Origin of the sequence: Micromonospora sp. WMMD735 (assembly GCF_049178995.1) — a bacterium.
GTDB classification, from domain to species: Bacteria; Actinomycetota; Actinomycetes; order Mycobacteriales; family Micromonosporaceae; genus Micromonospora; species Micromonospora wenchangensis.
In genome coordinates this window covers 1,851,376-1,877,879 of sequence record NZ_JBMHMJ010000002.1, presented here as the reverse complement: position 1 = coordinate 1,877,879, position 26,504 = coordinate 1,851,376, and the positions used below count along the sequence as shown (strand labels likewise).

At 73.9% G+C, this 26,504-nt stretch carries 17 protein-coding genes; 11 read left to right on the top strand and 6 right to left on the bottom strand.

Going from position 1 to position 26,504, the window contains the following annotated elements:
- The first annotated feature begins 16 nt into the window (after positions 1–16).
- The 11 genes from aroA to ACN268_RS08220 all read left to right on the top strand — a co-directional run bounded on the left by aroA (position 17) and on the right by ACN268_RS08220 (position 18,234).
- On the top strand, positions 17–3,133 hold the full coding sequence (gene aroA / locus ACN268_RS08270) for a 3-phosphoshikimate 1-carboxyvinyltransferase (RefSeq protein ID WP_421482546.1): 3,117 nt from the start codon (positions 17–19) through the stop codon (positions 3,131–3,133).
- Positions 3,130–4,278 carry an acyl-CoA dehydrogenase family protein gene (locus ACN268_RS08265; protein ID WP_421482545.1) on the top strand — a complete coding sequence of 383 codons (1,149 nt, stop codon included), beginning with the start codon at positions 3,130–3,132 and terminating at the stop codon, positions 4,276–4,278. The genes aroA and ACN268_RS08265 overlap by 4 nt, the downstream gene beginning before the upstream one ends.
- Complete coding sequence (locus ACN268_RS08260; protein WP_421482544.1) at positions 4,275–5,069, top strand: SDR family oxidoreductase; 795 nt, start codon at positions 4,275–4,277, stop codon at positions 5,067–5,069. Before ACN268_RS08265 ends, ACN268_RS08260 begins: the two co-directional genes overlap by 4 nt.
- A complete protein-coding gene (locus ACN268_RS08255; RefSeq protein ID WP_421482543.1) occupies positions 5,066–7,084 on the top strand; it encodes an FAD-dependent oxidoreductase in 2,019 nt (672 codons plus the stop codon). The genes ACN268_RS08260 and ACN268_RS08255 overlap by 4 nt, the downstream gene beginning before the upstream one ends.
- Positions 7,081–9,150, top strand: a complete 2,070-nt coding sequence (locus ACN268_RS08250) for an ABC transporter ATP-binding protein (protein WP_421482542.1) — start codon at positions 7,081–7,083, stop codon at positions 9,148–9,150. Before ACN268_RS08255 ends, ACN268_RS08250 begins: the two co-directional genes overlap by 4 nt.
- A complete protein-coding gene (locus tag ACN268_RS08245) occupies positions 9,147–11,069 on the top strand; it encodes an ABC transporter ATP-binding protein (RefSeq protein WP_421482541.1) in 1,923 nt (640 codons plus the stop codon). The genes ACN268_RS08250 and ACN268_RS08245 overlap by 4 nt, the downstream gene beginning before the upstream one ends.
- 31 nt (positions 11,070–11,100) lie before the next feature.
- Complete coding sequence (locus ACN268_RS08240) at positions 11,101–12,348, top strand: cytochrome P450 (RefSeq protein WP_421482540.1); 1,248 nt, start codon at positions 11,101–11,103, stop codon at positions 12,346–12,348.
- A gap of 32 nt (positions 12,349–12,380) precedes the next feature.
- On the top strand, positions 12,381–14,153 hold the full coding sequence (locus ACN268_RS08235) for a condensation domain-containing protein (RefSeq protein ID WP_421482539.1): 1,773 nt from the start codon (positions 12,381–12,383) through the stop codon (positions 14,151–14,153).
- Between the two features lie 78 nt (positions 14,154–14,231).
- Positions 14,232–15,539, top strand: coding sequence for a beta-ketoacyl-ACP synthase II (fabF, locus tag ACN268_RS08230; RefSeq protein WP_421482538.1), 1,308 nt, complete (start codon positions 14,232–14,234; stop codon positions 15,537–15,539).
- The gene (locus ACN268_RS08225) at positions 15,536–16,621 is read left to right on the top strand and encodes a branched-chain amino acid aminotransferase (RefSeq protein ID WP_421482537.1); all 1,086 of its coding nucleotides are present in this window, start codon (positions 15,536–15,538) and stop codon (positions 16,619–16,621) included. Before fabF ends, ACN268_RS08225 begins: the two co-directional genes overlap by 4 nt.
- Entirely contained in the window at positions 16,621–18,234 is a 1,614-nt protein-coding gene (locus ACN268_RS08220; protein WP_421482536.1) for a polyketide synthase, read from the top strand. Before ACN268_RS08225 ends, ACN268_RS08220 begins: the two co-directional genes overlap by 1 nt.
- Positions 18,235–18,271: 37 nt before the next feature.
- Here the strand turns inward: ACN268_RS08220 and ACN268_RS08215 are convergent, their stop codons facing one another.
- The 6 genes from ACN268_RS08215 to ACN268_RS08190 form a co-directional block, all read right to left on the bottom strand.
- Positions 18,272–18,736 (bottom strand): PaaI family thioesterase, encoded by a 465-nt coding sequence (locus ACN268_RS08215; protein ID WP_421482535.1) that lies wholly within the window; start codon positions 18,734–18,736, stop codon positions 18,272–18,274.
- A gap of 154 nt (positions 18,737–18,890) precedes the next feature.
- Complete coding sequence (locus ACN268_RS08210; protein WP_421482534.1) at positions 18,891–20,417, bottom strand: family 43 glycosylhydrolase; 1,527 nt, start codon at positions 20,415–20,417, stop codon at positions 18,891–18,893.
- A 78-nt stretch (positions 20,418–20,495) separates the two neighbouring features.
- Positions 20,496–22,535, bottom strand: a complete 2,040-nt coding sequence (locus ACN268_RS08205) for a family 43 glycosylhydrolase (protein ID WP_421482533.1) — start codon at positions 22,533–22,535, stop codon at positions 20,496–20,498.
- An 87-nt stretch (positions 22,536–22,622) separates the two neighbouring features.
- Positions 22,623–23,750: a cellulose binding domain-containing protein gene (locus tag ACN268_RS08200; protein ID WP_421486844.1), complete on the bottom strand. Its 1,128-nt coding sequence runs from the start codon at positions 23,748–23,750 to the stop codon at positions 22,623–22,625.
- Between the two features lie 609 nt (positions 23,751–24,359).
- On the bottom strand, positions 24,360–25,358 hold the full coding sequence (locus ACN268_RS08195; RefSeq protein WP_421482531.1) for an acetylxylan esterase: 999 nt from the start codon (positions 25,356–25,358) through the stop codon (positions 24,360–24,362).
- 15 nt (positions 25,359–25,373) lie between these two features.
- The gene (locus tag ACN268_RS08190; RefSeq protein ID WP_357935537.1) at positions 25,374–26,414 is read right to left on the bottom strand and encodes a LacI family DNA-binding transcriptional regulator; all 1,041 of its coding nucleotides are present in this window, start codon (positions 26,412–26,414) and stop codon (positions 25,374–25,376) included.
- Positions 26,415–26,504 lie beyond the last annotated feature (90 nt).

The following is a 26,504-nucleotide window of genomic DNA, read 5'->3' as shown; positions in this document are numbered from 1 at the left end:
ACTGCGGGGAGGGACTGTGCGTCTCGTCATCAAGGGCACGGCCGAGCCACTCGTGGGCGAGTTCGACGTCCCGGCGTCGAAGTACCACGCGCACCGGGCGCTGATGCTCGCGTCGCTGGCCGACGGGACCAGTCGCATCCACGGGGCCTGCCACGCGGGCCACGTGCAGCACACCATCCGGGCGCTGCGGGACCTCGGCACGGCCGTCACCGTCGAGGGCGACGCGTTCGTGGTCCGTGGCGGCCGGTACCGGCCGGTGCGTCCGGAGGTCTCGGTCGGCAGCTCGGGCACCACGCTGTACTTCCTGACCGGGCTCGCCGCCCTGGCCGAAACCCCGGTCGGCATCACCGGGCAGAAGTACTTCCGGCGGCGGCCGATCCGCCCGCTGCTCGACGCCCTCGCGGGCATCGGAGTGCAGATCGCCTCCACCGGCGGGCTGCTGCCGATCCGGGTCGCCGCCCACCCGCCGACCGGGGGCCGGGTGCGGATCCCCGGCACGCTCTCCCAGTGGATCTCCAGCCTGTTGCTGGTCAGCCCGTTCGCCACCGGCCACACCGTGGTCGAGGTGGTGGGCGAGTTCAACGAGCGGTCCTACGTCGACCTCACCGTGGCGATGATGCGCCAGTTCGGCCTGCACGTGCAGGTCAGCGCGGACGGCCGCCGGTACGACATCGAGCCCGGCCAGCGGCCCACCCCGGCGGTGGTACGGCTGCCGCCGGACGTCGGCGCCGCCGCGTTCGGCCTGGCCGCGACCGCCCTGCACCCGTCCGACGTGCTGTTCCGGGGGCTGCCGGCGGTCCCCACCGGGGAGCTGGACCATCCGGAGGCGCACCTGCTGGACAGCCTCACCACGATGGGCGTGCCGCTGACCCGCGACCCGGCGACCGGCTGGATCAGGGTGCGCCACGACGGGCTGCGGCTGGCCCCGGTGCGGGTGGACTGCCGCGCGGTGCCCGACATGCTGCCGGTGCTCAGCGTCCTCGGCTCCCACGCGCACGGCACCACCGTGCTCGACCACGTGGCCCACGTACGGCTCAAGGAGTCCGACCGGGTGACGGCGATGCTGCAACTCAACCGGATGGGCGGCCGGCTGCGGCTCGACGGCGACCGGCTCGTCTGCGAGGGCGTCGGCCAGTTGCGGGAGGCCGACCTGTCCTCGTTCAACGACCACCGGGTGCTGATGGCGCTGGCGGTGGCCGCCTCCCGGGCCACCGGCGAGAGCCGGCTGACCTACCCGAACGCCCACCGGATCTCCTTCCCGCAGTTCCTCGACCAGATGAACGGCGTCGGCCTCAACATGTCGGTCGACCGGGCCCGCGCCCGCCGCCTGCCCCGCCCCGCCGACCCGGCAGCCGCCGACCTCCCGCCCGCCGGTCGACGTACGGCCGGCGCGTCGGTCACGTCGCCGGCCCGCTCCGCCGGACCGCCCGTGCCGACGGCCGCCCTGCCGACGCCTGCCGAACTGGCCGCCATCCCGGTGGCCGAACTGGTCCGTCGGCACGCCGACACGCGCGGCGACGACGAGGCCGTGGTCGAGGCGGCCTCACCCGGCCGGGCCGGCGCCACGCTGAGCTGGCGCGACCTGGACCGCGCCGCCGACCGGGCCGCGTCGCTGCTGCGGGAGCTGGGCGTCGGCCCCGGCGACGTGGTCGCCTGGCAGTTGCCCAACTGGTCGGAGTTCGTGGTGCTCACGCTGGCCGCCACCCGGATCGGGGCGGTCTGCTGCCCGCTGATGCCGTTCTTCCGGGAACGCGAGGTGAGCCGGCTGCTGCGCCGCTCCCGGGCCCGGGTGCTGGTGATCCCCGACCGGTTCCGGGGCCGCGCGCACCTGGCCGAGACCGCGGCGATGCTGACGGGCCCGGACGCCCCGGGCGTGGCCCACGTCCTCGTCGTCGCCGGCCACACCGTCTCCGACGGCACCGCCCCGTCGGACGGCACCGCCACCCCGGACGGCACCGCCACACTGCCGGCGGACACCACCGGCCCGCGCTGGCAGTGGTTCGGCCCGGCGCTGGCCCGGCAGCGGCCCGACGACGCCGCAGAGGCCACCGGCCGGCCCGACCCGGCGGCCCTGGCCCAGCTGATGTTCACCTCCGGCACGTCGGGCGAACCGAAGGGTGTGCTGCACCGCGCCGACACGCTGACCCGGGCCGCCGCCATGCAGGCCCGGCACCTCGGCCTCACCGCCGCCGACCGGCTGTTCATCCCGTCGCCGCTGGCCCACCAGACCGGCTTCCTCTACGGCATGTGGCTGGGGTTCACCATCGGCGCACCCGTGGTGCTGCAACCGATCTGGGACGGCCGGACCGCCCTGGAGACGTTGCACCACACCCGGGCCACCTTCGTCCAGGCGGCCACCCCCTTCCTCGCCGACCTCGTCGAGGCCGTGGAGTCGGGCGGGCAGCCGCCACCGGCGCTGCGGGTCTTCGTCGCCACCGGCGCGGCGGTGCCCCGCAACCTCGCCGAGCACGCCACCCGGACCCTCGGCGCGGCGGTCTGCGGGGCCTGGGGCTCCACCGAGTCGTGCCTCGGCACGCTCTCCGCGCCGACCGACGCGCCCGCGCACGCCTGGGGCACCGACGGGCGGGCACTGGAGGGGATCCGGATCAGGGTGACCGACGACGCCGGCAACCCGCTCGGCCCCGGCGTGGAGGGCAACTTCGAGGTCGCCGGGGACTGCCTGTTCGCCGGCTACCTCGACCGCCCGGACCTGACCGCGGCGGCGCTCACCCCGGACGGCTGGTACCGCAGCGGTGACCTGGCCACCATCGACGACGCCGGCTACCTGCGGATCACCGGCCGGGTGACCGATGTGATCAACCGGGGCGGCGAGAAGATCCCGGTGGCGGAGATGGAGCAGCTGCTGCACACCCACCCCGCCGTCCGCGAGGTGGCGATCGTGGCGATGCCCGACCCGCGCCTCGGCGAGCGGGCCTGCGCGTTCGTGGTGACCCGGGCGGAGCTGACCTTCGCCGGGATGCAGCGGTTCCTCGACGGCCACAAGGTCGCCAAGCAGTACTGGCCCGAGCGGCTGGAGACGGTGGCCGCGCTGCCCCGCAACGTGGTCGGCAAGGTGCAGAAGTTCGTGTTGCGTGACCAGATCAGCGCAACGATCGGCGAGGAGGCAGAGTGACCCAGGCCGATGGCACGTCGTTCGCGACGTTGGCCCGCGAGGTCGAGGCGTTCGTCCGGGGCCCCGGCGAGCAGTACGCGGCGGCGATCGAACGCGACCGCAGCGTCCCCGCGCAGCTCTGGACGGACCTGCGCGACCGGGGCTACCTGCGGCTCGCCGCGCCGGTCGACTACGGCGGGGCCGGCCTGTCCTTCACCCAGTACCTGCACCTGCTCGAACTCTTCTCGATGTCGCACGCGTCGCTGCGGATGATCGTGCACGTCTGCAACGGGGTGTGGCGCTCCATCGACCAGTTCGCCACCGACGAGCAGCGCAAGAAGTTCGTGCTGCCGCAGGTCGCCGGGGACCTGCGGGTCGCGTTCACGCTCACCGAACCGACCGCCGGCACCGGGGCCGACCTGCGCGCCAGCGTGGTACGCGACGGCGACACCTACCTGCTCAGCGGCGAGAAGCACCTGATCACCTTCGGGGTGAGCTGCGACTACTGGCTGCTGTTCGCCAGGCTCGACGGCAGCACCGGCAAGGACGGCACGGTCGCGCTGATGGTCGACCGGCACGTCGAGGGCGTCCGGGTCGAACCGATGCCCGACACCATGGGCGTACGCGGCACCGACCACGCGCACCTGTTCTTCGACCGGGCGCCGGTGCCGGTGGCCAACCGGCTCGGCGAGGAGGGCGACGGACTGGCCGTCGCGCTCGGCGGCTTCCTCACCCCGAGCCGGATCGGCGTGGCGATGACCTGCGTGGGGCTGGCCCGTCGGGCGCAGGAGCTGGCGGTCGAGCACGCCGGCAACCGGGTCACCTTCGGCAAACCGCTGACCGCCCGGCAGGCGGTGGCGTTCGCGCTCGCCGAGAACGCCGCCGACATCGAGGCCGCCCGGCAGCTCACCCTGCACGCCGCCCGCCGCTGGGAGGCGGGCCAGAGCGACGCCGGGGCGCTGTCCTCGATGGCCAAGCTGGTCGCGGTGGACATGCTGACCCGGGTCACCGACAAGGCGTTGCAGGCGCACGGCGGCATCGGCTACTGGGAGGGCAGCACCATCGAACGGGTCTACCGCGACGCCCGCGCGCAGCGCTTCGAGGAGGGCACCAACGAGATCCAGAAGACCGTGATCGCCCGGGAGATCCTGGCGGCCGGCCGGTGACCGCCTTCCAGGACCGCACCGCGCTGATCACCGGCAGCTCCCGGGGCATCGGCCGGGCGCTGGCGCTCACCCTGGCCCGGGGCGGCGGCTCGGTGGTGGTCAACTACAAGAAGAACGCCGAACTGGCCGAGCAGGTCCGCAAGGAGATCACGCAGCTCGGCGGGCGGGCCGTCGCCGTGGCCGCCGACATGGAGCAGCCCGAGGAGATCGAACGGCTCTTCGCGGTGGCCGCGCAGGAGTTCGGCACCCTCGACTACTTCGTGTGCAACGCGGCGGCCAGCTCCTTCAAGAACATCATGGACCTCAAGCCGCACCACCTCGACCGGTCGTACGCGATGAACATGCGCTCGTTCGTGCTCGGCGCGCAGCAGGCGGTGCGGCTGATGTCCGACGGCGGCCGGATCGTCGCGCTGTCCAGTTACGGCAGCATCCGCGCCTACCCGACGTACGCGAACCTGGGCGCGGCCAAGGCGGCGATCGAGTCGTGGGTGCGGTACATGGCCGTCGAGTTCGCCGACCGCGGCATCAACGTCAACGCGGTCAACGGCGGCATCATCGAGACCGAGTCGTCAGGCTACTTCTACGACGTGCCCGGCATGGCCCCGCTGTCCGGGGTGCTACCGCTGATCCCCAAGCAGCGGATGGGCACCGCCCAGGAGGTCGCCGACGTGATCGCCTTCCTGCTCTCCCCGGCCGCCGAGTACGTCACCGGGCAGACCCTGGTGGTCGACGGCGGCCTGTCGATCGTCTCACCGCCGTTCAGCCGGGACCTGAGTGGTCCGCTGGCATGACGGCCGGACTGGACAGGGTGCTGCGGCCCGGCCGGATCGGTCGGCTGGTGCTGCCGCACCGGATCGTGATGGGGGCGATGCACCTGGGCTGGGACCACCGGGACGACGGCGGTCGGACGCTGGCCGCGTTCTACCTGGCCCGGGTGCGCGGCGGCGCCGGGCTGATGGTCACCGGCGGCGCGGCGGTCAGCCCGGCCGGCGCTGACGTGCCGAGCGGCGGGGTGCTCGACGACACCGCCTTCCGGGACCGGCTGCGCCGGGTCGCGGGGGAGGTCGGCGCGGCCGGCGGCCTGCTCGCCCTCCAGCTCTTCCACGCTGGCCGGTACGCCCGACCGGCCACCGGCGGCCCGCACCCGGTCGCCCCGTCGGCGGTGCCCAGCCCGCTCTCCCGCCTCACCCCGGCCGCGCTGCCCGCCGACGCGGTCACCCGGATCGTCGAGGACTTCGCCCGGGGCGCGGCGCACGCCCGTGACCTCGGGTTCAGCGCCGTGGAGATCATGGGCTCCGAGGGGTACCTGATCGACCAGTTTCTCTCCCCGCTGACCAACCGGCGCGACGACGAGTGGGGTGGGGACCCGCAGCGCCGGATGCGGTTCGGGGTGGCCGTGGTGGCGGCGGTCCGCGCCGCCGTGGGCCCCGACTTCCCGGTCGTGATGCGGATGACCGGCGACGACCTGCTGCCCGACGGCACCGACCGGGACACCGTGACGGCGTACGCCCGCGCGCTGGCCGCCGCCGGGGCCGACGCCCTCAACGTCGGAGTCGGCTGGCACGAGTCGCCGGTGCCGACGGTGCAGGCCCTGGTGCCGCCGGGGCACTGGGTGCCGGTCGCGGCGGCGGTCAAGGCCGCGGTGGGCGCGCTGCCCGTGCTGGCCAGCAACCGGATCAACCGGCTCGCCCAGGCCGAGGCGGTCCTCGCCGGCACCCCGCTGGACCTGGTCTCGATGGCCCGGCCGTTCCTGGCCGACCCGGCCCTGGTGACGCGGAGCCGCCACGGCCGGCCGGTGAACGTCTGCGTGGCCTGCAACCAGGCGTGCATCGACAGGTCGCTGGTGGGGGCTGCGGTGTCCTGCATGGTCAACCCGCTCGTCGGCCGGGAGGCCGAGGCGGTGACGCCGGCCGGGTCGGCGCCGCACGTCCACCCGGCGGTGCGGGCCGGGTCGACGCCGGTGGACGGGCCACGGACGGTGGCCGTGGTCGGTGCCGGCCCCGCCGGGCTGCGGGCCGCCCACGACCTGGCCCTGGCCGGGCACCGGGTCACCGTCTACGAGGCCGACGGGGAGCCCGGCGGCCAGTTCCGGCTGGCCTGCCGGGTGCCGGGCAAGGCCGACTACGCCGAGACGATCCGGTTCCTCACCGCCGAACTGACCCGGCTCGGCGTGCGACTGCACACCGGACGGCGGATCACCGACGCCGACGAGGAGCTGCTGCGCCGCCACGACGGGGTGATCGTGGCCACCGGGGTGCTGCCGCGCCGCATCGACCTGCCCGGCGACGGGCTGCCGCACGTCCGCGACTACGGCTCGGCCTTCGCCGACGACGCACTCGGACGGCGGGTCGTCGTGATCGGCGGCGGCGGCATCGCCGTGGACCTCGCCCACCTGGCCAGCCAGCGTCCGGACCGGCAGGTCACCGTCCTGCTGCGCGGCGAACGGCTCGGCCCCCGGATGGGCCGCTCCACCCGCTGGGCGGTGCTGGCCGAGTTGCGCCGCCGAGCGGTCCAGGTGGTGCCGGGCGTGCGGGACCTGCGCGTCGACCCCGACGCCGTACGCCTGGTCGACGGTACCGGAGCGGACCGGTCGGTGCCCGCCGACACGGTGGTGGTCGCCGCCGGTCAACTGCCCGCCGACGCCCTGGTGCGCACCGTACGCCGGGCGGGGGTGTGGCACCGGGTGGTCGGCGGGGCCCGGGACACCAGCGGGCTGGACGCGGTCCGGGCGTTCGCCGAGGGCCACGACGCGGCGCTGGCGTTCCAGCGGACCGTGCGGACCCGGCGGGTAGAGGAGCCGGCATGACCGACGACGCGACGACGGCCGGCTCCGTGGCCGGGGTGGTCCGCCGGACCGCCGTGGACCGGTGGCGCATCGTCACCCTGCTGCCCCGGGCGGGCGTCCCGGCGGTGGCCGCCGCCGTGCTGGTCAACCTGCTGCTCGCCGCCGCGCCTGTGGTGTTCGTCGTCGCGACGAGCCGGATGATCGGCTGGCTGCCGCAGGCGGTCCGCGACGGCGTCGAGTCGCCGGCCTTCGGGCACCTGGTGACCGCGTTCGTGGTGGCCGCCGGGGCGCTCAGCGCCCAGCAGCTGCTGGCCCAGCTCCAGGTCACCACGGGTCTGCTGGTGCAGCGTCGGATCGACGGCGCGGTGGCCGACGAGCTGATGGCGGCCGCGCTGGGCAGCACCAGCACCGCCCCGCTGGAGGACCAGGCGCTGCTCGAACAGCTCACCGAGGCGTCCCGCGAGGTCGAGCACGGCATCCAGAGCCCGGGTGCGGCGGGTGCCGGGATGCTGGCCCTGCTCGCCCGCTACGGGCAGCTCCTCGGGTACGCGGTGGTCGTCGGGGCCGCCTTCGCCTGGGCGGCCGGGTTCGGCCTGCTGGTCGCCGTGCTCGCGTTCCGGCACGGTCAACGCGGCGGCCTGCGCCGCTACGCGGCGATCTACGGGGCGATCGTGGCCCGGGTCCGCCGGTTGACCTACTTCCGGGGCGTGGCGATGGGCCGGCCGGCCGCCAAGGAGATCCGCGTCTTCGGTCTGCTGCCGTGGCTGCGCGAGCAGTACCGGCAGGCGTACCTGGACTGGATGCGTCCGGTGTGGGCGCAGCGGCGACGGGTCTACCTGCGGCCGTACTTCCTCTACACCGCCGTCGGCCTGACGGTGCTCGTGGCGGTGCTCGCCGCGCTGGGGCTGGCCGGCGGGCAGGGCCGGGTGGGGCTGACCCAACTGGCGCTGGTGATCCAGGCGGTGCTGGCGGCGGTGCAGCTCGGCGAGTTCTATCCCGAGGCCGACGTGCAGACCCAGTTCGGCATGAACGCCTACCGGGCCGTCGGCGAGTTCCGGGCCGGGATGCGCGACCGGACGTCCCCCGGGGACGGCCCGGCCGACGACGACCCGACCGACGACGACCCGGTCCCGACGGCGACCGCCGTCGAGCCCGCCCCGACCCCGGCGGCGGACATCCGCTTCGAGGGGGTGTCGTTCCGCTACCCGCACCGCGCGACGCCGGTCTTCACGGACCTGGATCTCACCCTGCCGGCGGGGGCGTGCACCGCCATCGTCGGCCTCAACGGCGCGGGCAAGACGACGCTGGTCAAGCTGCTGGCCCGGCTGGCGCTGCCGGACGCGGGCCGGATCACCGTCGGCGGCCGGCCGATCGACGGGCTGCCGACGGCCCGCTGGCGACGCGACCTCGCCGTCATCTTCCAGGACTACCTGCGGTACGCCACGAGCGCGGCGGACAACATCGCGCTGGGGGCGATCCGGCACGCCGACGACCGGGACGGCATCCGGGCCGCCGCCGAGGCCGCCGGCATCCTCGCCACCCTCGACGCGCTACCGCGTGGGCTGGACACCCCGCTGAGCGGGCAGCTGCGCGACGGGGTGGACCTGTCCGGCGGGCAGTGGCAGCGGGTGGCCATCGCCCGGGCGCTGTTCGCCATCCGGCACGGCGCGTCGGTGCTGGTCCTCGACGAGCCGACGGCCAGCCTGGACGTCCGGGCCGAGGCCCGGTTCTTCGACGAGATCATCGCCGCCACCACGGGGGTCACCACCATCCTGATCTCGCACCGGTTCGCCACCGTCCGCCGGGCGGACCACATCGTCGTGCTGGCCGAGGGACGGGTGGTCGAGCAGGGCTCGCACGCGGAACTGCTCGACCGGGGCGGCCGGTACGCCCGGCTGTTCACCCTCCAGGCCGAACGCTTCGCCACCCCCGCCGCCGACACCCCGCCGGCCGACCGTCGCGACGCCGTCCCGTCGACCGGCCGTCCCGACGCCGGTGCGTCGGCGGGTGATCCCGGCACCGGTGCGCCGGTCGACGGTCCGGACGGCGGCGCGGTGGACGTCGGGTCGACGCGGAGCGTCAGGTGAACCGGGGCCTGCTCTCCGCCGGCTGGGCGCTGTGGCGTACGTCGCTGCGGCAGGACCGGCGCAAGGCGCTCACCGCGCTGGTCCTGGTCGTCGCGGGCGCGGTGGCGTGGCCGCTGGTGGCGGTGCTGCTGCGGGTGCTCTTCGACGCCGTCACCGCCGGTCGGCCCGTCGCCGCGAGCCTCGCCGGGGTGGGCGTGGCGGTCGGCCTGATCGCCGGGCTGACCCTCGGCCACTTCGCCCACATCGCCTACTTCGAACTCGCCGAACTCGACGTCCTGCACGTGCACCAGGAGCTGATGGACGCCACCAACGGCACGCCGGGGATGGCGCACTTCGAACGGTCCGAGTTCGCCGACAAGATCACCGTGCTGGAGGAGGACGTCGAGCAGCTCCGGGTCGGCCTGCAGGCCGTGCTGACCGGCGTGGGCCTGGCCGTGGCGATGACGTTGACGACGGTGGTGCTGGCCGTACTCCATCCACTGTTGTTGCTGTTGCCGCTGGCCGCCGTGCCCCCGCTGCTGGCCGGCCGGTGGGCGGAACGGATGGTGAACCGGGCCCGGGAGGCCGGTGCCGAGTCGACCCGTCGGGCGGCCAGGCTGTTCGGGCTGGCCACCGACGCCGCCGCCGGCAAGGAACTGCGCGTCTTCGGGCTCACCGGGGAGGTGCGGCGGCGGCACCGCGGCCACTGGCAGGACGCCACCCGCCGGTTGTGGCGGGCCCAGCTGGCGGCGAGCCTGGTCCGGATGACCGGGCAGTTGGCGTTCGCCGCCGGATACGTGCTGGCGGTGCTGCTGATCCTGCGTGACGCCGTCGCCGGCCGGCGCGGGGTGGGTGACGTCGTCCTGGTCGTCACCATCGCCGCCCAGGTCAACCAGCAGGTCGCCGCAGCGGTCGGGGTGTTGCAGGACCTCCAGCGGCTGCGCAGCGTCTACCGCCGGCTCGACGAGGTGCACGACCTGGTCCGCGTCGCCGACCGGCACCCGGCGCCCGGCGACCCGTCGCCCGGTCACACCGCCGGCGGGCCGACCATCGGTGTCGGGCCCGCCATCGCTCTCGGGTCGGCCATCGCTCTCGGGTCGGATGCCGACGTCGGGTCGACAGCCGCCTTCGGGTCGGTCGCCGTCGGTGCGCCGCCGGCCCGGCTGCGGGAGGGTATCCGGCTGGCCGGGGTCACGCTGCGCTACCCAGGCGGCGCGGAACCGGTGGTCACCGGTCTCGACCTGCACCTGCCGGCCGGTGCCACGGTCGCCGTGGTCGGCGAGAACGGCGCCGGCAAGACCACGGTGGTCAAGCTGCTCTGCGGCCTGCTGACGCCGACGTCCGGCCGGATCCTCGTCGACGGCGTCGAGTTGGCCGCGCTGTCCCTGCCGGCCTGGCGTGAGCGGATCGCCGCCGGCTTCCAGGACTTCGTCCGCTTCGAGCTGCCGGCCCGGCAGGCCGTGGGCGTCGGCGACCTGCCCCGCCGCGACGACGACGGGGCGGTACGCACGGCGCTGGGCCGGGCCGGCGCCGACGACCTGGTCGGGCAGCTCGACGAGGGACTCGACACCCCGCTGGGCCGCAGCCACACCGACGGGGCGGAGCTGTCCGGCGGCCAGTGGCAGAAGCTCGCCCTCGGCCGGGCGTTCATGCGTGACGACCCGCTGCTGGTGGTGCTGGACGAGCCGACCGCCGCGCTCGACGCGGAGGCCGAGTACGCCCTGTTCGCCCGCTACCGCGAGCAGGCCCGGGAGGTGGCCGCCCGGACCGGCGCGGTCAGCGTGTTCGTGTCCCACCGCTTCTCCACGGTGCAACTGGCCGACCTGATCGTGGTGCTCGCCGACGGTGGCGTCGCCGAGGCCGGCAGCCACGCCGACCTGCTCGCCGCCGGGGGTCGGTACGCCGAGATGTTCGAGATCCAGGCCAGGGCGTACCGGTGACCGGCCCCCAACGACTGCGGAGGACGATGCAGTGACCAGCGCGACCCGGACCGACGAGTTCGACCCCTTCTCGCCCGAGTCCATGGACGACCCGTACCCCGCCTACGCCGAGCTGCTGCGCGCCGATGAGCCGCTGTACCTGGCCCAGCGCGACATGTGGCTGGTGATCCGCTACGAGCACGTCCGGTTGGCGGCGAAGAACCACGCCGGCCTGTCCTCGGCCGACGGGATCGCCTACCACCGTTCGACGCTGCCGGTGCTCTTCGGGCTCGACCAGCCGGACCACACCCGGCTGCGCGCCCTGATCCGGCACGACTTCTCCCCGCGCGGGGTGCAGTTCTGGCGGCCGTTCATCGAGCGGGTCTGCGGCGACCTGCTCGACGAGGCCGTGGCCACCGGCGACATCGACCTCGTCCAGCAGGCGATCATCCTGCAACCGGTGAAGGTGATCACCACCATCGTCGGGGTGCCCGACGACAACCTCGCCAAGCTCAAGCTCACCGCCGGCGTGCTGGAGAGCTTCATCGCCAACGCGAAGGTCGGCGAGGACGCCCCGGATGACCCGGACGAGAACGCGCTGCGGTTGCAGGCCGCGAAGGCGGCGTTGTCGTCGGTCGCCGGCCTCTCCGGCTACCTGGGCAACCTGCTCACCCGGCGGCGCGACGAGCCGGCCCGCGACGACGTGGTGTCGAAGCTGTTCGCCGCCGCGGCCACCGGCGGGGTGACCGAGAACGAGATCCTCTGGCTGTGCCTCACCCTGCTGGTCGGCGGGCAGGAGACGATGACCCACTTCCTGGGCAACATGCTCGACGCGCTGCTCAACCACCCCGACCAGCTCCGCCTGGTCCGCGAGCGGCCGGAGCTGATCGGGCCGACGATCGAGGAGACCGCCCGGTTCTACCCGCCGGTGCAGAACGTCTTCCGCACCGCCACGACCGACGTGGTGGTCGGCAACACCACCATCCCGCAGGGCGCCCGGGTGGAGCTGTCGTTCGCCGCCGGCAACCGGGACCCGCGCAAGTTCCCCGACCCGAACGACTACCGGATCGACCGGGTGACCGACGGCCACCTCGGCTTCGGGGCGGGCATCCACACCTGCGTCGGCGCGCACCTGGCCCGCCTGCAGGCCACCACGTTCCTGCGGATGCTGCTCGAACGCACCGACGACATCGAACTCATCGGTGAGCTGGTCAAGGTCGCCAGTCCGGCGTTCCGGGGGCTCGACCACCTGCCGCTGCGGCTGACACCGAGGTCCTCCGGCCCGTTCGCGCGGGCGTAGCGGGTACGAGGACCGTGGAAAGGGGGGAACGGGTGACCGACACCGGCACCAGCGCGGGCACACTCAGCCTGACGTTCACCGGTCAGGGGGCCGGCACCGGGCCGCTGACCTGGGCACAGAGCGTCATGTGGGGGCCGATGCAGTGGTTCGGCAAGGAGGCGAACCAGTTCAACATCGGGCGGGCCCTGGTGCTGCCCGAACCGGTCGCCCCGGACCGGCTGACCGCCGTGCTGCGGCACCTGGTCGAGACGCACCAGACCCTGCGGACCCGGTACGTGAAGCGGGCCGACGGGCCCCGCCAGGAGGTCGCCGCCACCGGGACGTACGAGGTGGTGGCGGTCGCCGACCAGGGCGACCCGGCCCGGGTCGGTGACGAGCTGGTCGCCACGCTGACCGAGGCGGCGTTCGACCACGAGGCGCAGTGGCCGTTGCGGGTCGGCTGCGCCCGGGACCGGGCCGGCCGGATCAGCGCCGTCGCCCTCGTCGGCTCCCACCTGGCGTTCGACGGCTGGGCCTTCACCACCCTCACCGACGTGCTGCTCGACCGGCTCACCGGGGCGGACCCCGACGCGTCGCCGTCGGACGCGACCGCGCCGTCGGACCACACCGCGTCGTCGGCCGGCCGGGTGCCGCAGCCGTTGGCGCAGGCCGCCTTCCAGCAGTCGGCGGCCGGCCGGCAGACCAGCCGGCTGGGGCTGCGGCACTGGGAGCAGGGGCTGTCGGTCGCGCCGGCCTCCATGTTCGACCTGCCGACCACGCCGACCGGCGACCAGCCCATCGAACGGCACCTGCTGGACTCCACGGCGGTCACCGCGGCGGCGACCGCGCTGGCCACCCGGACCCGCACCTCGTTCTCGACGGTGCTGCTCGGCCTGACCACCCTGATCCTGAGCGCCTACAACGGGCACCGCACCGCCGTGTTCAAGCTGATCGCCGGCAACCGGCTGGACCGGGACAGCCGCGACCTGATCGCCCTGAACACCCTGGACGCCCTGCTGGTCCACCGGGTCGACGACGACGTCGACCTGCTCACCGCGATCCGGAACCTGCACCGGCCGGCGTTCGACGCGTACCGGCGGGCCCAGTGCGACCCGACCGAGGTGCGCCGGGTGGTCGAGCGGGTCGGCCGGCGGCGCGGGGTGGCGTTCGACCTGTCCGCCTACTTCAACAACGGGCACCGGGGCAGCGACTGGGCCACGCCCGACCCGGACCCGGGGCCGGACCGGCTCGCCGTGCTGCGCCGGGACTCCCGTTACTCCCGGCTGGAGCCGCTGTCCAGGAGCGACATGAGGTTCTACGTCGCCGCCAGCAACCTGGGCGACGGCCGGTGCCGGCTCGGCCTGCTGGTCGACACGGCGTACCTGCCGGGGGCGCTCGGCGAGACCATCATCCGGGGGATCGAGACGCTGCTGTGCGACGCGGTCACCGGGGAGGTGCGGGTCGCCGAGATCGCCGCGCGGATCGGCCTGACCCCGGCCCGCCGGGGGGCCGACTGGGTGTCCACCCCGACCGGCTGGGTCCGTCCGCAGGCGGTGGCGGACCTGGTCGGCGAGGTGGCCGGGGGTGCCCCCGCGGCGGCCCTCGTCGACCCGACGGGCGACGGCGGGGTGACGGTGTACGTGGCCGCCTCCGAGGGCTCGCCGCGGGAACTGCACCGGCGGGTCCTCGACGCGCTGCCCGGTCGGCCCGGGGTGGCCGCGCCGGCCGGGTACGTGATCTGCCGGTCCGCGCCGCCCGCCGGGGCCGGACCGGACGCCTGGCGGGACGCGCCGGTGCTCGCCCGGGGACCGGGCCGCGATGCGTAGGGCGGCAGGCGGGTCACCGGATGCCGTGGACGGATGCCGGGCGTCGATGGTGACTGATAGTGTTCTATCGGTCGTTCGGTGGCGGGAGAACGGAGCCGGGGCGCGATGCTGGGGGGCGACGGCGAGATGATGACCGACGACGTCGTCATCACCGGGATCGGCGCCGTCACGCCGCTCGGTCTCGACCGCGACAGCACCTGGCAGGCCCTGCTCGCCGGCAAGTCGGGCGTCGGCCCGGTCACCGCCTTCGACGCCGGCGCGCTGCCCACCCGGATCGCCGCCGAGGTGCGCGGCTTCGAGCCGGCCGAGCACTTCACCGGCAAGCAACTGCGGCGGATGGCCCGGTTCAGCCAGTTCGCGGTGGTCGCCTCGCGCGAGGCGGTCGCCGACGCCGGGCTCACCGTCGACGCCGGCAACGCCGCCCGGGTCGGCGTGGTGGTCAACGCCGCGGTCGCCGGCTTCGACACCGTCGAGGCCACCGTACGCGGGCTGCTCGCCCCCGACCCGACCGCGCCCCTGTCGCACTTCGTGCCGTCCTCGCTGACCAACATGCCGGCGTGCGAGGTGGCCATCGAGGTGGGCGCGCACGGGCCGGTCAACGCCAGCGCGCTGGCCTGCGCCAGTGGCGCGTACGCGCTGCTCGACGCCCGCCGGTTGATCCTGTCCGGGGAGGCCGACGTGGTCATCTGCGGCGGCACCGACGCGGCGATCACCCCGGCCATGTTCGCCGGCCTGGTGAGCATGGGGGCGATGTCCCAGCGCAACGACGACCCGACCGGCGCGAGCCGGCCCTTCGCCGCCGACCGGGACGGCTTCGTCTTCGGCGAGGGGGCGGTGATCCTGGTGCTGGAGTCCGCCGCGCACGCCCGTCGCCGGGGTGCCACCCCGTACGCGACCGTCGCCGGAGGCGCGTTGACCAGCGACGCCTTCCACGTCAGCGCCCCCCGCCCCGGCGGGGTGTTCGCCGCCGAGGCGATCCGGCAGGCGCTCGACCGGTCCGGCGTCCGCCCCGACGAGGTCGACTACATCTGCGCCCACGGCACCTCGACGAAGGCCAACGACCTGACCGAGACGGTCGCCATCCGGGCGGCCCTCGGGGCGGCGGCCGACCGGGTCGCCGTCAGCGCGCCCAAGTCGATGCTCGGGCACCTGATCGGCGCGGCGGGCGCCCTCGGCGCGATGGTGTGCGCCCTGGCGATCCGCGAGGGCGTCGTCCCGCCGACGGTCAACCTGCACCAGCCCGATCCCGACTGCGACCTGGACTACGTGCCCCACCAGGCCCGGGAGACGCCGGTGCGGGCGGCGCTCACCAACGCCTTCGGCTTCGGCGGGCAGAACTGCGTCGTCGTGTTCACCGATACCCCGTCGCGAGGAGAGTCCGGATGACCGCGCAGTTCCCGCTGATCCCCACCGACCACCCCACCCCGCCGCAGACCCGGGAGGAGATCCTCGCCGACCCGGGTTTCGGCCGCTACTTCACCGACCACATGGCCACCGCCGTGTGGTCGGCCGACGCCGGCTGGCACGACCACCGGGTGGGCGCGCTGGAGCCGTTCACCATGCACCCCGGCGCGGCGGTCCTGCACTACGCGCAGGAGATCCTCGAGGGGCTCAAGGCGTTCCGGCACGCCGACGGCAGCATCTGGCTGTTCCGCCCGGAGCTCAACGCGCGCCGGTTCGCCGCGTCGGCCCGCCGGATGGTCCTGCCGGAGCTGGACGAGGAGACCTTCGTCGAGAGCGTCGCCGCGCTGGTCCGCGCCGACGAGGCGTGGGTTCCGCCGTACGGCGGTGAGCAGAGCCTCTACCTGCGCCCGTTCATGTTCGCCTCGGAGGCGTTCCTCGGGGTGCGTCCCGCCCAGCACGTCACCTACTGCGTGCTGGCCTGCCCGGCCGGGTCGTACTTCCCCAACGGGGTCACCGGCGTCACGCTCTGGGTCAGCACCACCTACAGCCGGGCCTCGATCGGTGGCACGGGTGCGGCCAAGTGCGGCGGCAACTACGCGGCCAGCCTCGCCCCGCAGCGGGAGGCCCTCGGCCACGGCTGCGAGCAGGTGCTCTACCTGGGCGGCGAGGGGCGGCGCAGCATCGACGAGTCGGGCACCATGAACGTCTTCTTCGTCACCCGCGACCACCAGCTGCTCACCCCCGGCCTGGGCACCATCCTCGACGGGGTGACCCGCGACAGTGTGCTGACCCTCGCCGCCGAGCACGGGCTGGAGCCGGTGCAGCGCACCATCGACCTGGACGAGATGCGCACCGGGTTCGCCGACGGGTCGATGACCGAGGCGTTCGCGGCCGGTACGGCGGCGGTGATCACGCCGATCGTCGGGCTCAAGAGCGACGAGTTCGCCCTCACCATCGGCGACGGGGCACCGGGCAAGTACACCCAGCAGTTCCGGGAGCGGCTGCTCGACATCCAGACCGGCCGGGCCGCCGACCCCCACGGCTGGATGCGCCGGGTGCTGTAGTGCCCGCCCCGATCGCGGTCGTCGGGATGGCGGTCCGCGCGCCCGGCGGCGTGTCGAGCCCCGACGCGTACTGGTCGGCGCTCCTCGCCGGCCGGGACCTCACCGGCGAGCTGCCCGACGACCGCCGGGCCGGGTTCGGCACGCAGTGGGACGGCATGGTCACCCGGGGTGGCTACCTCGACGCCGTGTTCGACTTCGACGCGAAGTTCTTCGGCATCTCGCCCCGGGAGGCCCGGGTCCTCGACCCGCAGCACCGGCTGCTGCTGGAGGTGGTCTGGGAGGCGTTCGAGGACGCCGCGATCCCGGTCGCCAGCGTGGCCGGAGGCACCGGGGTCTTCGTCGGGGTGACCGGCCGGGACTACCGGCAGTGGCTGACCGGGGACCCGAACTCGTACTGGACGATCGGCAACGGGCACAGCTTCACCGCCGGGCGGGTCGCGTACACCCTGGGGTTGCAGGGGCCGGTGTTCGCGCTGGACACGGCCTGCTCGTCGTCGCTGGTGGCGGTGCACACGGCGGCGCGGGCGCTGTCGGCGGGTGACTGTGACGCGGCGGTCGCCGGCGGGGTCAACCTGATCCTCGCCCCGAGCACCACCCGGTCGGTGGCGCAGACCGGGGCGTTGTCGCCGGACGGCCGGTCGCGTCCGTTCGACGCCGACGCCAACGGGTTCGTCAGGGGTGAGGGCTGCGCGATGCTGCTGCTCAAGCGGCTGGCCGACGCGCAGCGCGACGGTGACCGGGTGCTCGCGGTGCTGCGCGGCACCGGGATCAACCACGACGGCCGGACGGCGACGTTCACCACGCCGAACGTGGCGGCCCAGGCCGGGTTGATCGACGCGGTGCTGGCCGCCGCCGGGATCACCCCCGGCGAGGTCGGCTACCACGAGGCACACGGCACCGGGACCCCGCTGGGTGACCCGGCCGAGATGTCGGCGGTCGCGGCGGCACTGGGCCGTGCCGACGGCCCGCCGCTGCACGTGGGTTCGGTGAAGGGCAACATCGGCCACACCGAGTCCGCCGCCGGGGTGCTCGGGCTGGTGAAGGCGGTGCTCTGCCTGCAGCGGCGCACGATCGCCCCGCAGGCCAACTTCCGCACCCTCAACCCGCGCATCGACCTCACCGGCACCGGCATCGAGATCCCGGTCGCCCCGGTCGACTGGGATGACCGGTTCGGGGCCTGCGCGTCGACCAGTTCGTACGGGATGAGCGGCACGAACGCCTTCGCGGTGCTGTCGCCCGCCCCGCCGGTGCCGCCGGCCGTGCCGCCGCCGGTGGACGGGTTCCCGGTGTCGGCGGCCACCGGGCCGGCGCTGGCCGCGTTGGCCCGCCGCTACGCCGACCGGTTGGCCGGCCTGCCGGCGGCGGACTTCCCGGCGTTCGCCGGCACCGCCGCCGGGGGACGGACCCGGCTGGCGCACGCGGTGTGGGTGCGGGCGTCCGGCCCGACGCAGGCGGCCGAGGCACTGACCGCGGTGGCCGCCGGCACGGACCACCCGGACGTACGGGTGCTCGGCGCGGACGATCCGCTGCCGTCGCCGAAGGGCCGGGTGGTGGCCCCGCTACCGACCTACCCGTGGCAGCGGCGCACCCACGTGGTGGATCGCCCGGACTGAGGGTCCCGCTGCCCCGGCCGCCGGATGGACCGGTGGGTCAGCTACCGGCCCGGACGGCCTGCTCGGCGCGCAGGGCCGCCCGGGTGGCCCGCGACGGCAGCGCGAAGTGCAGGGTGGACGCGGCCACCAGCGTGCCCCGACGGTCGCTGGCGCGGGCCTCCACCACCGCCGACCGGCTGGCCAGTTTGATCACCTCGGCGGTGACCCGCAGCTCGCCGGGCTCGGCGGGTTCGAGGAAGCTGATGCTGCTGTGCGCCAGCACCATCGCCGGCGCCGGGCCGATCAGCACGGTGACCGCGACGAAGCCGGTCAGGTCCATCGCCCAGAACATCGCCGGCCCGGAGATCGTGCCGTCGAGGCGGAGTTCGAGGCAGTCGGGGCCGGTCACCGAGACGACCCGCCCGTCGTCGACCGACTCCAGGCGCAGGCGCTCGGCGCCGGAGATGACCTCGGCGAGCCAGGCCCGCGCCTCATCGACCGACATCACAGCTCGGCTAGGCATGGACGCCACTATAGGCGAAGACCGGGTAGCGCTCCGTCCCTACCTGATCACCCTGGCGTACCGGATTCACCACCCGGACGCCCCGCCCGCCGGATCGTCCACCGTGGACCCGGCCGCCGGGCCGCCCGGGTTCGGACGGCCCGGCGGGCGGCGGTCACTCCAGTACGAACGTGGCCTCGGCGTTACCGGTGGCGTCGGTGACGGTCCGCAGGTAGAGCAGGCCGTTGCTGTGGCGCAGGTACTGGCCGGGATAGTTGACGGCCTCGTACGACACCCCGGCGGCGTTGGACAGGCCGGGTCGCTGCACGAAGCTGGCGTCGGCGCGGTACGTCGACGACGCGTCGTCCCGCTCGACCCACACCTCCCAGTTGCGGTGCCGCAGGTAGTAACCCGGGAAGTTGGTGGACTCCAGGGAGACCGTGGTGCCGCCGGCCAGGCCGGGCACCAGGCGGAACTGCGAGTCGGCGAGGTTGGTCACGTTCGCCTCCAGCCGGGCCCGGTACTCCCAGTGCCGGACGAACCGGTCGGGCAGGTTGTCCGACCGCAGCCGGACCGGGGTGGCCCCGTCGGGCACCGGGATGCCGAAGTTCGGGGTGCCGTCGGCGTTCCAGTAGACCTTCTGGATGCGGGTGCGCCGGTTGGGGTCGCGCAGCGGGTCACCGCTGATGTCCCGGTAGTTGCGGTCGTGGTAGACGAGGATGTCGCTCTGCCCGTCCTCGGAGACGGTGAACGAGTTGTGCCCCGGCCCCCACTGGCCGGTCGCGGCGTTGCTGGTGAAGACCGGCTGCGGCGACTTCACCCAGGAGGAGGCCCGGAGCAGGTCGCTGCCCGCCGAGGCGGTCAGCATCCCGAGGCAGTAGTTGGCGTCGGTCGCGCTCGCCGAGTAGGTCAGGAAGATCCTGCCGTTGCGTTGCAGCACGGTCGGTCCCTCGTTGACCTTCACCCCGCCGCGCATCTCCCAGTCCAGGGTGGGCACGGCGATCCGGGTGGGGGAGCCGCTGAGCGTCCACGGGTTCGCCATCCGGGCGATGTAGAGGTTGGAGTTGGTGGCGATGCCCGGCTCGGCCTGCGCCCAGATCAGGTAGCGCACCCCGTTGGTGACGAACGTCGACGCGTCCAGCGCGAAGGTCTCCCAGGGGGTACGGATCTGCCCCTTCTCGGCCCAGCTCGCGGTCAGCGGGTTCGCCCCGGTGCCCTCCAGGACGTACATCCGGATCGCCCAGACGTTGTCGGTGGCGCCGGCGGCGAAGTAGACGTACCAGCGGCCGTCGATGAAGTGGATCTCCGGGGCCCAGATGTGCGCGCCCATGATGCCGCTGGTGTGCCGCCGCCAGATGACGGTCTCCGGGGCGGTGGACAGGCCCTGGAGGGTGGTGGCCCGGCGCAGCACGATCCGGTCGTACTCGGGGGCGGTGGCGGTCATGTAGTAGTAGCCGTCGGTGTGCCGCACGATGTGCGGGTCGGCGCGCTGCGCGACCAGCGGGTTGCTGGCCCGCACGGCGGGGGCCGCCCCGGCCGGGGCGGCGGCGGTCAGCAGGCCGGCCAGCAGGGCCAGCACGAGCAGCGCCGCCGTCCGGGCCCGGCCGGGACGGCGGCCGGGCCGCGGGGCGGTGCGGGATGCGGTGGTGCGGGTGGCGGTGGTGGGCGGGACCGCCGACCGGGGGTCGGGTGAGGCGGACATGCGGTGCTCCTGTCGGGGGTGGGGGATACGCCTCGCCGGCCGACCACGGGGATGGTCGGCCGGCGAGGGGGACGGGTCCTACGACTTGGCCAGGTCGAACTTCCGGACGGTCACCGCGCCACCGAGGGAGCTGGTGGCGTAGTTGAACATGGCGAACCGGTAGCCCATGAAGAACTGCCAGGCGTTGTTGAGGGTGAACGCGGGGCCGAGCGAGGTGAAGTTCACCCCGTCGGTGCTGTACGAGAAGCGGGCCTGTCGACCCGAGCCGGGACTGATGTCGGCGTTGATCCGCAGCCAGATCTTACCGCCGGAGATGCCGGCCCCGGCGACCTCGGTGCCGGTGTTGGTGGTGTTCCAGTTGCTGTCCATGGTCAGGTTGTTGACCACGGCGACCCGGGTCGCGCCGTTGTCCCGCCGCACGCCGATCCAGGCCGACTGGTCGCGCAGCATCGCCAGGCCGCTGCGGTCACCGTCGCGCATGGTGGAGTAGTCGAGTTCGATGGTGGCGGTGGACCTCGGTCCCTGGATGCGGTGGGTCAGCGTGTTGCGCGCGGAGTAGAGGTCGTTGGTCACGGTCGCGGTCTGCAGCCGCAGCCCGTCGTTGACCGACCACTTCGAGTTGTCCGGGTTGTGGTTCCACTCGTACTGCGGGCCGAGTGTGGTGCCGGCGAAGGTGTCGGTGCCGATCATGGGTTTGACCTGGCGTGGTGGCCGGGGCACGTTCGGGTACGGGTACGAGCCGCCCCAGGCGTTGTTGACGAGCTGGATCACCGGCCAGCCGCTGGAGTTCCAGGTGACCGGGGCGAGCACCGGCACCCGGCCGCCGGGGTAGGCGTCCTGGAAGCCCATGTAGTACCAGTCGCCGTTCTGCGTCTGCACCAGACCACCCTGGTGCGGCACGCCGCCGCCGGAGATCGGTCCGGGCAGGTTCAGCAGCACCTGCTGCATCGTGTACGGCCCGAACGGGCTGGACGCCTTGAGGATGTACTGACCGTTGGCCGGCCGGGTCAGGAAGATGTAGTAGCTGCCGTTGCGCTTGTAGAACCGGGCCCCCTCCAGGGTGCCCACGCTCGACGGGGTGGTGAACACCTGCTGCGAGCGGACCTGGGTCTTCCCGTCGGCGGAGAGCTGGGCGACGCTGATGTTCGTGTTGCCGTACGCCACGTACATGGTGTCGTTGTCGTCGACGAGCAGACCCGCGTCGTAGTAGCAGCTGTTGAGGGTGGTGTGCCGGGTCCACGGCCCCTCGGCCGACGGCGCGGTGTAGATGTAGGTCTTGCTGAAGTCGACGCAACCGCCCCAGTAGAACGTCTTGTTGCTCTTGCGGTAGCCCAGGAACGACGCCCAGATCCCGTCGACGTACGCCCGGCCGCCGGACATGTCGTACTTCTGGCCGAAGTCCAGCTTGGGCACCGAGTGGCCGGCGAACTCCCAGTTGACCAGGTCGTAGGAGCGCAGCACCGGCGCGCCGGGGGAGTAGTGCATGGTCGACGCCGAGTAGTAGTAGGTGTCGTCGACCCGCAGGATGTCGATGTCGGCGAAGTCCTGCCAGATCACCGGGTTGCTGAAGGTGGACGACGGCGGCCACGGGCCCGTCGTGGGCGGCGGGGTGGTCGGCGGCGGCGTGGTCGGTGGGGGTGTGGTCGGCGGCGGCGTGGTGGGCGGGGGCGTGGTGGGCGGCGGCGTGGTGGGCGGCGGGGTGGTCGTGCCGCCGGTGCAGGTGGTGCCGTTGAGGGTGAAGCTCGTCGGCTTCGGGTTGCTGCCGTTCCACGAGCCGTTGAAGCCGAACGACACGGTGGCGCCGGTGCCGATCGTGGCGTTGTAGCTGACGTTGCGGGCGGTGACCTGCGCGCCGGACTGGGTGACGGCGGCGTTCCACGCCTGGGTGACCTGTTGCCCGGCCCCGTACGACCAGGTCAGGGTCCAGCCGTCGACCGGGTCGCCCAGGTTGGTGATGGCGACGTTCGCGCCGAAGCCGCCGCCCCACTCGGACGAGACGGTGTAGTCGACCGCGCAGCCGGCCGCCGCGGCCTGGGCCGGTAGGGCGACCGCCGTTGCGGCGGCGATCAGGCCGGCGGCCAGGAGCACCCGGCCCGGTCCTGTTCTGGTGAGTCGCATTCGGTACTCCTACTGGGGGTGGTGGGAGTCGGTGGTGGGAAGACGTCCGGCACCGGTGCGCACGCACACCGGTGCCGGACGGGTGGATCAGGCGACCGTGCAGGCGGTGCCGTTGAGGGTGAACGCGGTCGGCTTGGCCGCGTTGCCGGTGTGTTCGGCCTGGAAGCCGACGTCGACCGAGGTGTTCGGCGCGATCGTGCCGTTGTAGGAGACGTTGCGGGCGGTGACCGCCCCGCTGGTCGGCGTGTAGGTGGCGTTCCAGCTGCCGGTGATGGTCTGCCCGCCGGGCAGGGTGAACGCCAGCGCCCACCCGTTGACCGCCGTGCTGCTGGTGTTGGTGATGCTGATCGAGGCGGTCAGGCCGGAGTTCCAGGCGTTGACCGTGTACGCGACCCGGCAGCCCGCCGACGGCGGCGGGGTGGTGGGCGGGGGTGTGGTGGGCGGCGGCGTGGTCGGCGGTGGGGTGGTGGGCGGCGGCGTGGTGGGCGGGGCGGTGGTCGGCGGGGTGGTCGGCGTGTTGCCGCCGAGGCTGCCGGGCACCGCCCGCAGGGCGTTGTACCAGGTGGTGGCCATCTTGCGGTAGCCGGTGGCGTTGGGGTGGATGCCGTCGGCCAGGTCGCCCGTGCCCACCGCGCTGAACATGTCCACCAGGTGCACCCGCTTGCCGGCGTTGACCTTGCTCTGCACGATCCCGGGGATCGCCGCGTTGAACGTGCGGACCGCCGACTCGGTGCCGTTGCGCGGGATGATCGTGGCGACGAAGACGTCCGCGTTCGGTGCGGTGTTGGTGATCTTGTCGATCAGGGTGGAGAGCCGGGTCGGCGCGCCGGAGGCGTTGTACATGTCGTTGGTGCCGATGTGCAGCAGCACCGTGCGCGGGGTGGTGTTGCGCAGCCAGTTCACCACGTTGGCGTCGATCTGGGCGATGGTCCAGCCGGAGTGGCCCTCGTGGTCGTGGTCGCCGAGGTTGGACGGACCGTTGAACATCGAGCCGACGAAGTCGACCCGGTAGCCGTCGGCGACCATCCGCTGCCACAGCTCGATGCGGTAGCCACCGGGGACGTTGAAGCCGTCGGTGATCGAGTCGCCGAGGGGCATCACCCGGACCCCACCGTTGGACTCGGCGTTGGCGGGTGCGGTCACCACCGACCCGGTGGCGACGGCGGCCACCAGGGCGGCGGTGGCCAGGCCCAGCAGGCGCAGGCCGCGCCGCATGGTGGGCAGCCGTCGGCCGGCGGGTGCGGTACGGGCGGGGTGGGGGTGGTCGGACGGGGGTGGCCCGGCGTTCGGGCAGCTCGTGCCGCTCATGGAAACTCCCTGGGGTGGCGTGCGGAGCGCGGTGCGGACGTGCAGCACGGCGACCGTTGCGGGATGTCGCCGTCTCGTCCGGCTCGTGGACAAGGGGGTGTGCCGGCACGGGCCCGGACGTCGCCCGCGCGCACGGACCGACCGCCGGGTGCCCGGCGGATTGCCCTGGAGTTGACGGGCGGAGGTGCGCCACGCGCGTCGACCGGGAACCCGGACCGCGTCACCGGCGGTGGACGCCGTGTGTGCCGGTGGCCACCGACCCCGCAGGTGGAGGAACCCGGCGGGTGGACGAACCGGTGACCACGGCCGGAGCGTGCCCTGCGCTCCCGCCGCGATGCACCATATCGTGTTATCGCTAACATCGGCAACAGATCGGTGCGCGACGATGCCCGGGTGAACTACCGGCCGGTTTCCCGACGACACCGGATGGCGTGGACCGCCCTGACGCCGGGCGGCGTCCCGTCCGCCGGTCGGGCCGGTTTCCCCACCCGCGCGGCGTCGGTCACCGCCCGACGGTCACCGCGTCGGGTGGCCGGTGGCCGGGCGCAGCAGCGGGTCGAGCCAGCGCAGTTGCCGCTCGACCTGCCACGCCTCGCCGCCCTCGTGGCCGTTGAACGGGTAGGTGTGCAGCTCCCGGGGTGGTGTCCCCTCCCGGCCGTTGGCCGCGCCGTACTGGTTGTAGGCGGCGAAGCCGGTGCTCGGCGGGCAGACGTTGTCGCGCAGACCGATGCCGAAGTGCGCGGGCGCGGTGGCCCGCCGGGCGAAGGTCACCCCGTCGACATAGGACAGCGTGTGCCGGACGGCCTCCTCGACCTGCCGGTGCACCGACAGGTACCTGGCGATCTCGCCGTACGGGGCGGCGTCGGTCAACTCGATCCCGCGTTGGACGTCACAGAGGAACGGCGCGGTGCTCAGCAGCGCCGCGAGGTCGTCGCGCAGGCCGGCGACGGCCAGGGCGAGCCCGCCGCCCTGGCTGTTGCCGACGGCGGCCACCCGGGTCGGGTCCACCCCGGGCAGCGCGCGGACGGCGTCGACCGCGCGGACCGCGTCGGTGATCAGCCTGCGGTAGTGGTAGTCGTGCGGGGCGAGGATGCCCCAGGTGGCGGGCCACGGGCCGCCGGGCGCGCCGTGCGGGTCGGGGGTGTCGCCCGCGCCGTGCAGCCCGGCCTGGCCCCGGTTGTCCATCAGCAGGTGCGCGTACCCGGCCACCGGCCAGGTCAGCCGCTCGTGCGGCAGGCCCCGGCCGCGCCCGTAGCCGGCGTACTCGACCACGGCGGGCAGTGCCGTCCCGACCCCGGCCGGGCGGGTGTACCAGGCCCGCACCGGGTCACCGGCGAACCCGGCGAAGGTGACGTCCCAGGTGTCGACCAGCCGCAGGTCGGTCCGGTGTGGGCGCACGTCGACCAGCACCGGGCGCTCACGCGCCGCGACGAGGGTGTCCCGCCAGAACTGGTCGAAGTCGGCCGGTTCGACGACGGTCGGCGTGTACCGCCGCAGGTCCTCACTGGATGCCATGGGTTCCTCGGGTGCTCAGGGACGGGTGGTGGCGGGTGGGGCGGTGCTCTCCCGGACGACCAGCTCGGTCACCAGGTCGATCCGGCTGGTCGCCACCGTCGCGCCCCGGGCCAGCTCCAGCAGCATCTGGGTGGCGGTGCCGGCCATGTCCCGCAGGGGCTGGTGCACGGTGGTCAGCGGCGGGTCGGTCCAGCCGGCGACCGGCAGGTCGTCGTACCCGATCACCGAGAGGTCGTCGGGGACCCGCAGGCCGAGCCGGCGGGCGGCCCGGAGCACGCCGATGGCCTGCAGGTCCGAGCCGGCGAAGATCGCGGTCGGCCGGTCGGGCCCGGCGAGCAGTTCCAGGCCGTGGTCGTGCCCGCCGTCGACGTAGAAGCTGCCGTAGCGCACCAGGTCGGCGTCCAGGGGCAGGCCGATCTCGTCGTGGGCGGAGCGGAAGCCGGCGGCGCGGGCCTGGCTGCACAGCACGTCGCGGGGCCCGGAGATGACGGCGATCCGGCGGTGCCCCAGCTCCAGCAGGTGCCGGGTGGCCAGCAGGCCGCCGTTCCAGTTGTTGGAGCCGACCGTCGGCACGGACGCGGAGGTGGCGCTGTCGGTGTCGACGACCACGAACGGGATGCGGTGTTCGGCCAGCATGAGCTGCTGCGGCGGGGTCGGGTGGCAGAGCACGAAGAGCAGGCCCAGGGGACGCCTGGCGACCAGGGCGTCGAGCCGACGGGGCGCGGGCCGGTGGTCCCCGTCGAGCTGGGAGATGGCGATGCCCAGCCCGGCGGCGGAGGCCACCGCCTCGACCCCGCTCATGATCTCCATCGCCCAGCCGGAGTTGAACTCGTGGAAGACCAGGTCGATCTGGTCGATCCCGGGCGACTGCCGGCGGATGCGGCGACGGTACCGGTGGCGCTCCAGGCTCTCCTCGACCCGCGCCCGGGTCTCGGCGGCGACGTCCGCCCGCCCGTTGAGCACCTTCGAGACGGTCGCCACCGAAACGCCGACCTCCTCGGCGATGGTGGCGATCGTGGCCGAGGCCTGTGGGATGAGCGGGCGGGACGCGGTCATCGAAGCCTCACCAGGCACGTCCGAAAGTTTCGGAGAACTCTAGCACGTTCGGTTCGAAAGCGGGATTCGACAGTGCGGGCAGATTTTGAC

What these genes read in the sequence shown, in the direction of transcription:
- ACN268_RS08255 (WP_421482543.1), top strand. Translation starts at nt 5,066, where the DNA reads ATGACGGCCGGACTGGACAGGGTGCTGCGGCCCGGCCGGATCGGTCGG.
- ACN268_RS08250 (WP_421482542.1), top strand. Translation starts at nt 7,081, where the DNA reads ATGACCGACGACGCGACGACGGCCGGCTCCGTGGCCGGGGTGGTCCGC.
- ACN268_RS08225 (WP_421482537.1), top strand. Translation starts at nt 15,536, where the DNA reads ATGACCGCGCAGTTCCCGCTGATCCCCACCGACCACCCCACCCCGCCG.
- ACN268_RS08215 (WP_421482535.1), bottom strand. Translation starts at nt 18,736, where the DNA reads ATGCCTAGCCGAGCTGTGATGTCGGTCGATGAGGCGCGGGCCTGGCTC.
- ACN268_RS08210 (WP_421482534.1), bottom strand. Translation starts at nt 20,417, where the DNA reads ATGTCCGCCTCACCCGACCCCCGGTCGGCGGTCCCGCCCACCACCGCC.
- ACN268_RS08205 (WP_421482533.1), bottom strand. Translation starts at nt 22,535, where the DNA reads ATGCGACTCACCAGAACAGGACCGGGCCGGGTGCTCCTGGCCGCCGGC.
- ACN268_RS08200 (WP_421486844.1), bottom strand. Translation starts at nt 23,750, where the DNA reads ATGCGGCGCGGCCTGCGCCTGCTGGGCCTGGCCACCGCCGCCCTGGTG.
- ACN268_RS08195 (WP_421482531.1), bottom strand. Translation starts at nt 25,358, where the DNA reads ATGGCATCCAGTGAGGACCTGCGGCGGTACACGCCGACCGTCGTCGAA.
- ACN268_RS08190 (WP_357935537.1), bottom strand. Translation starts at nt 26,414, where the DNA reads ATGACCGCGTCCCGCCCGCTCATCCCACAGGCCTCGGCCACGATCGCC.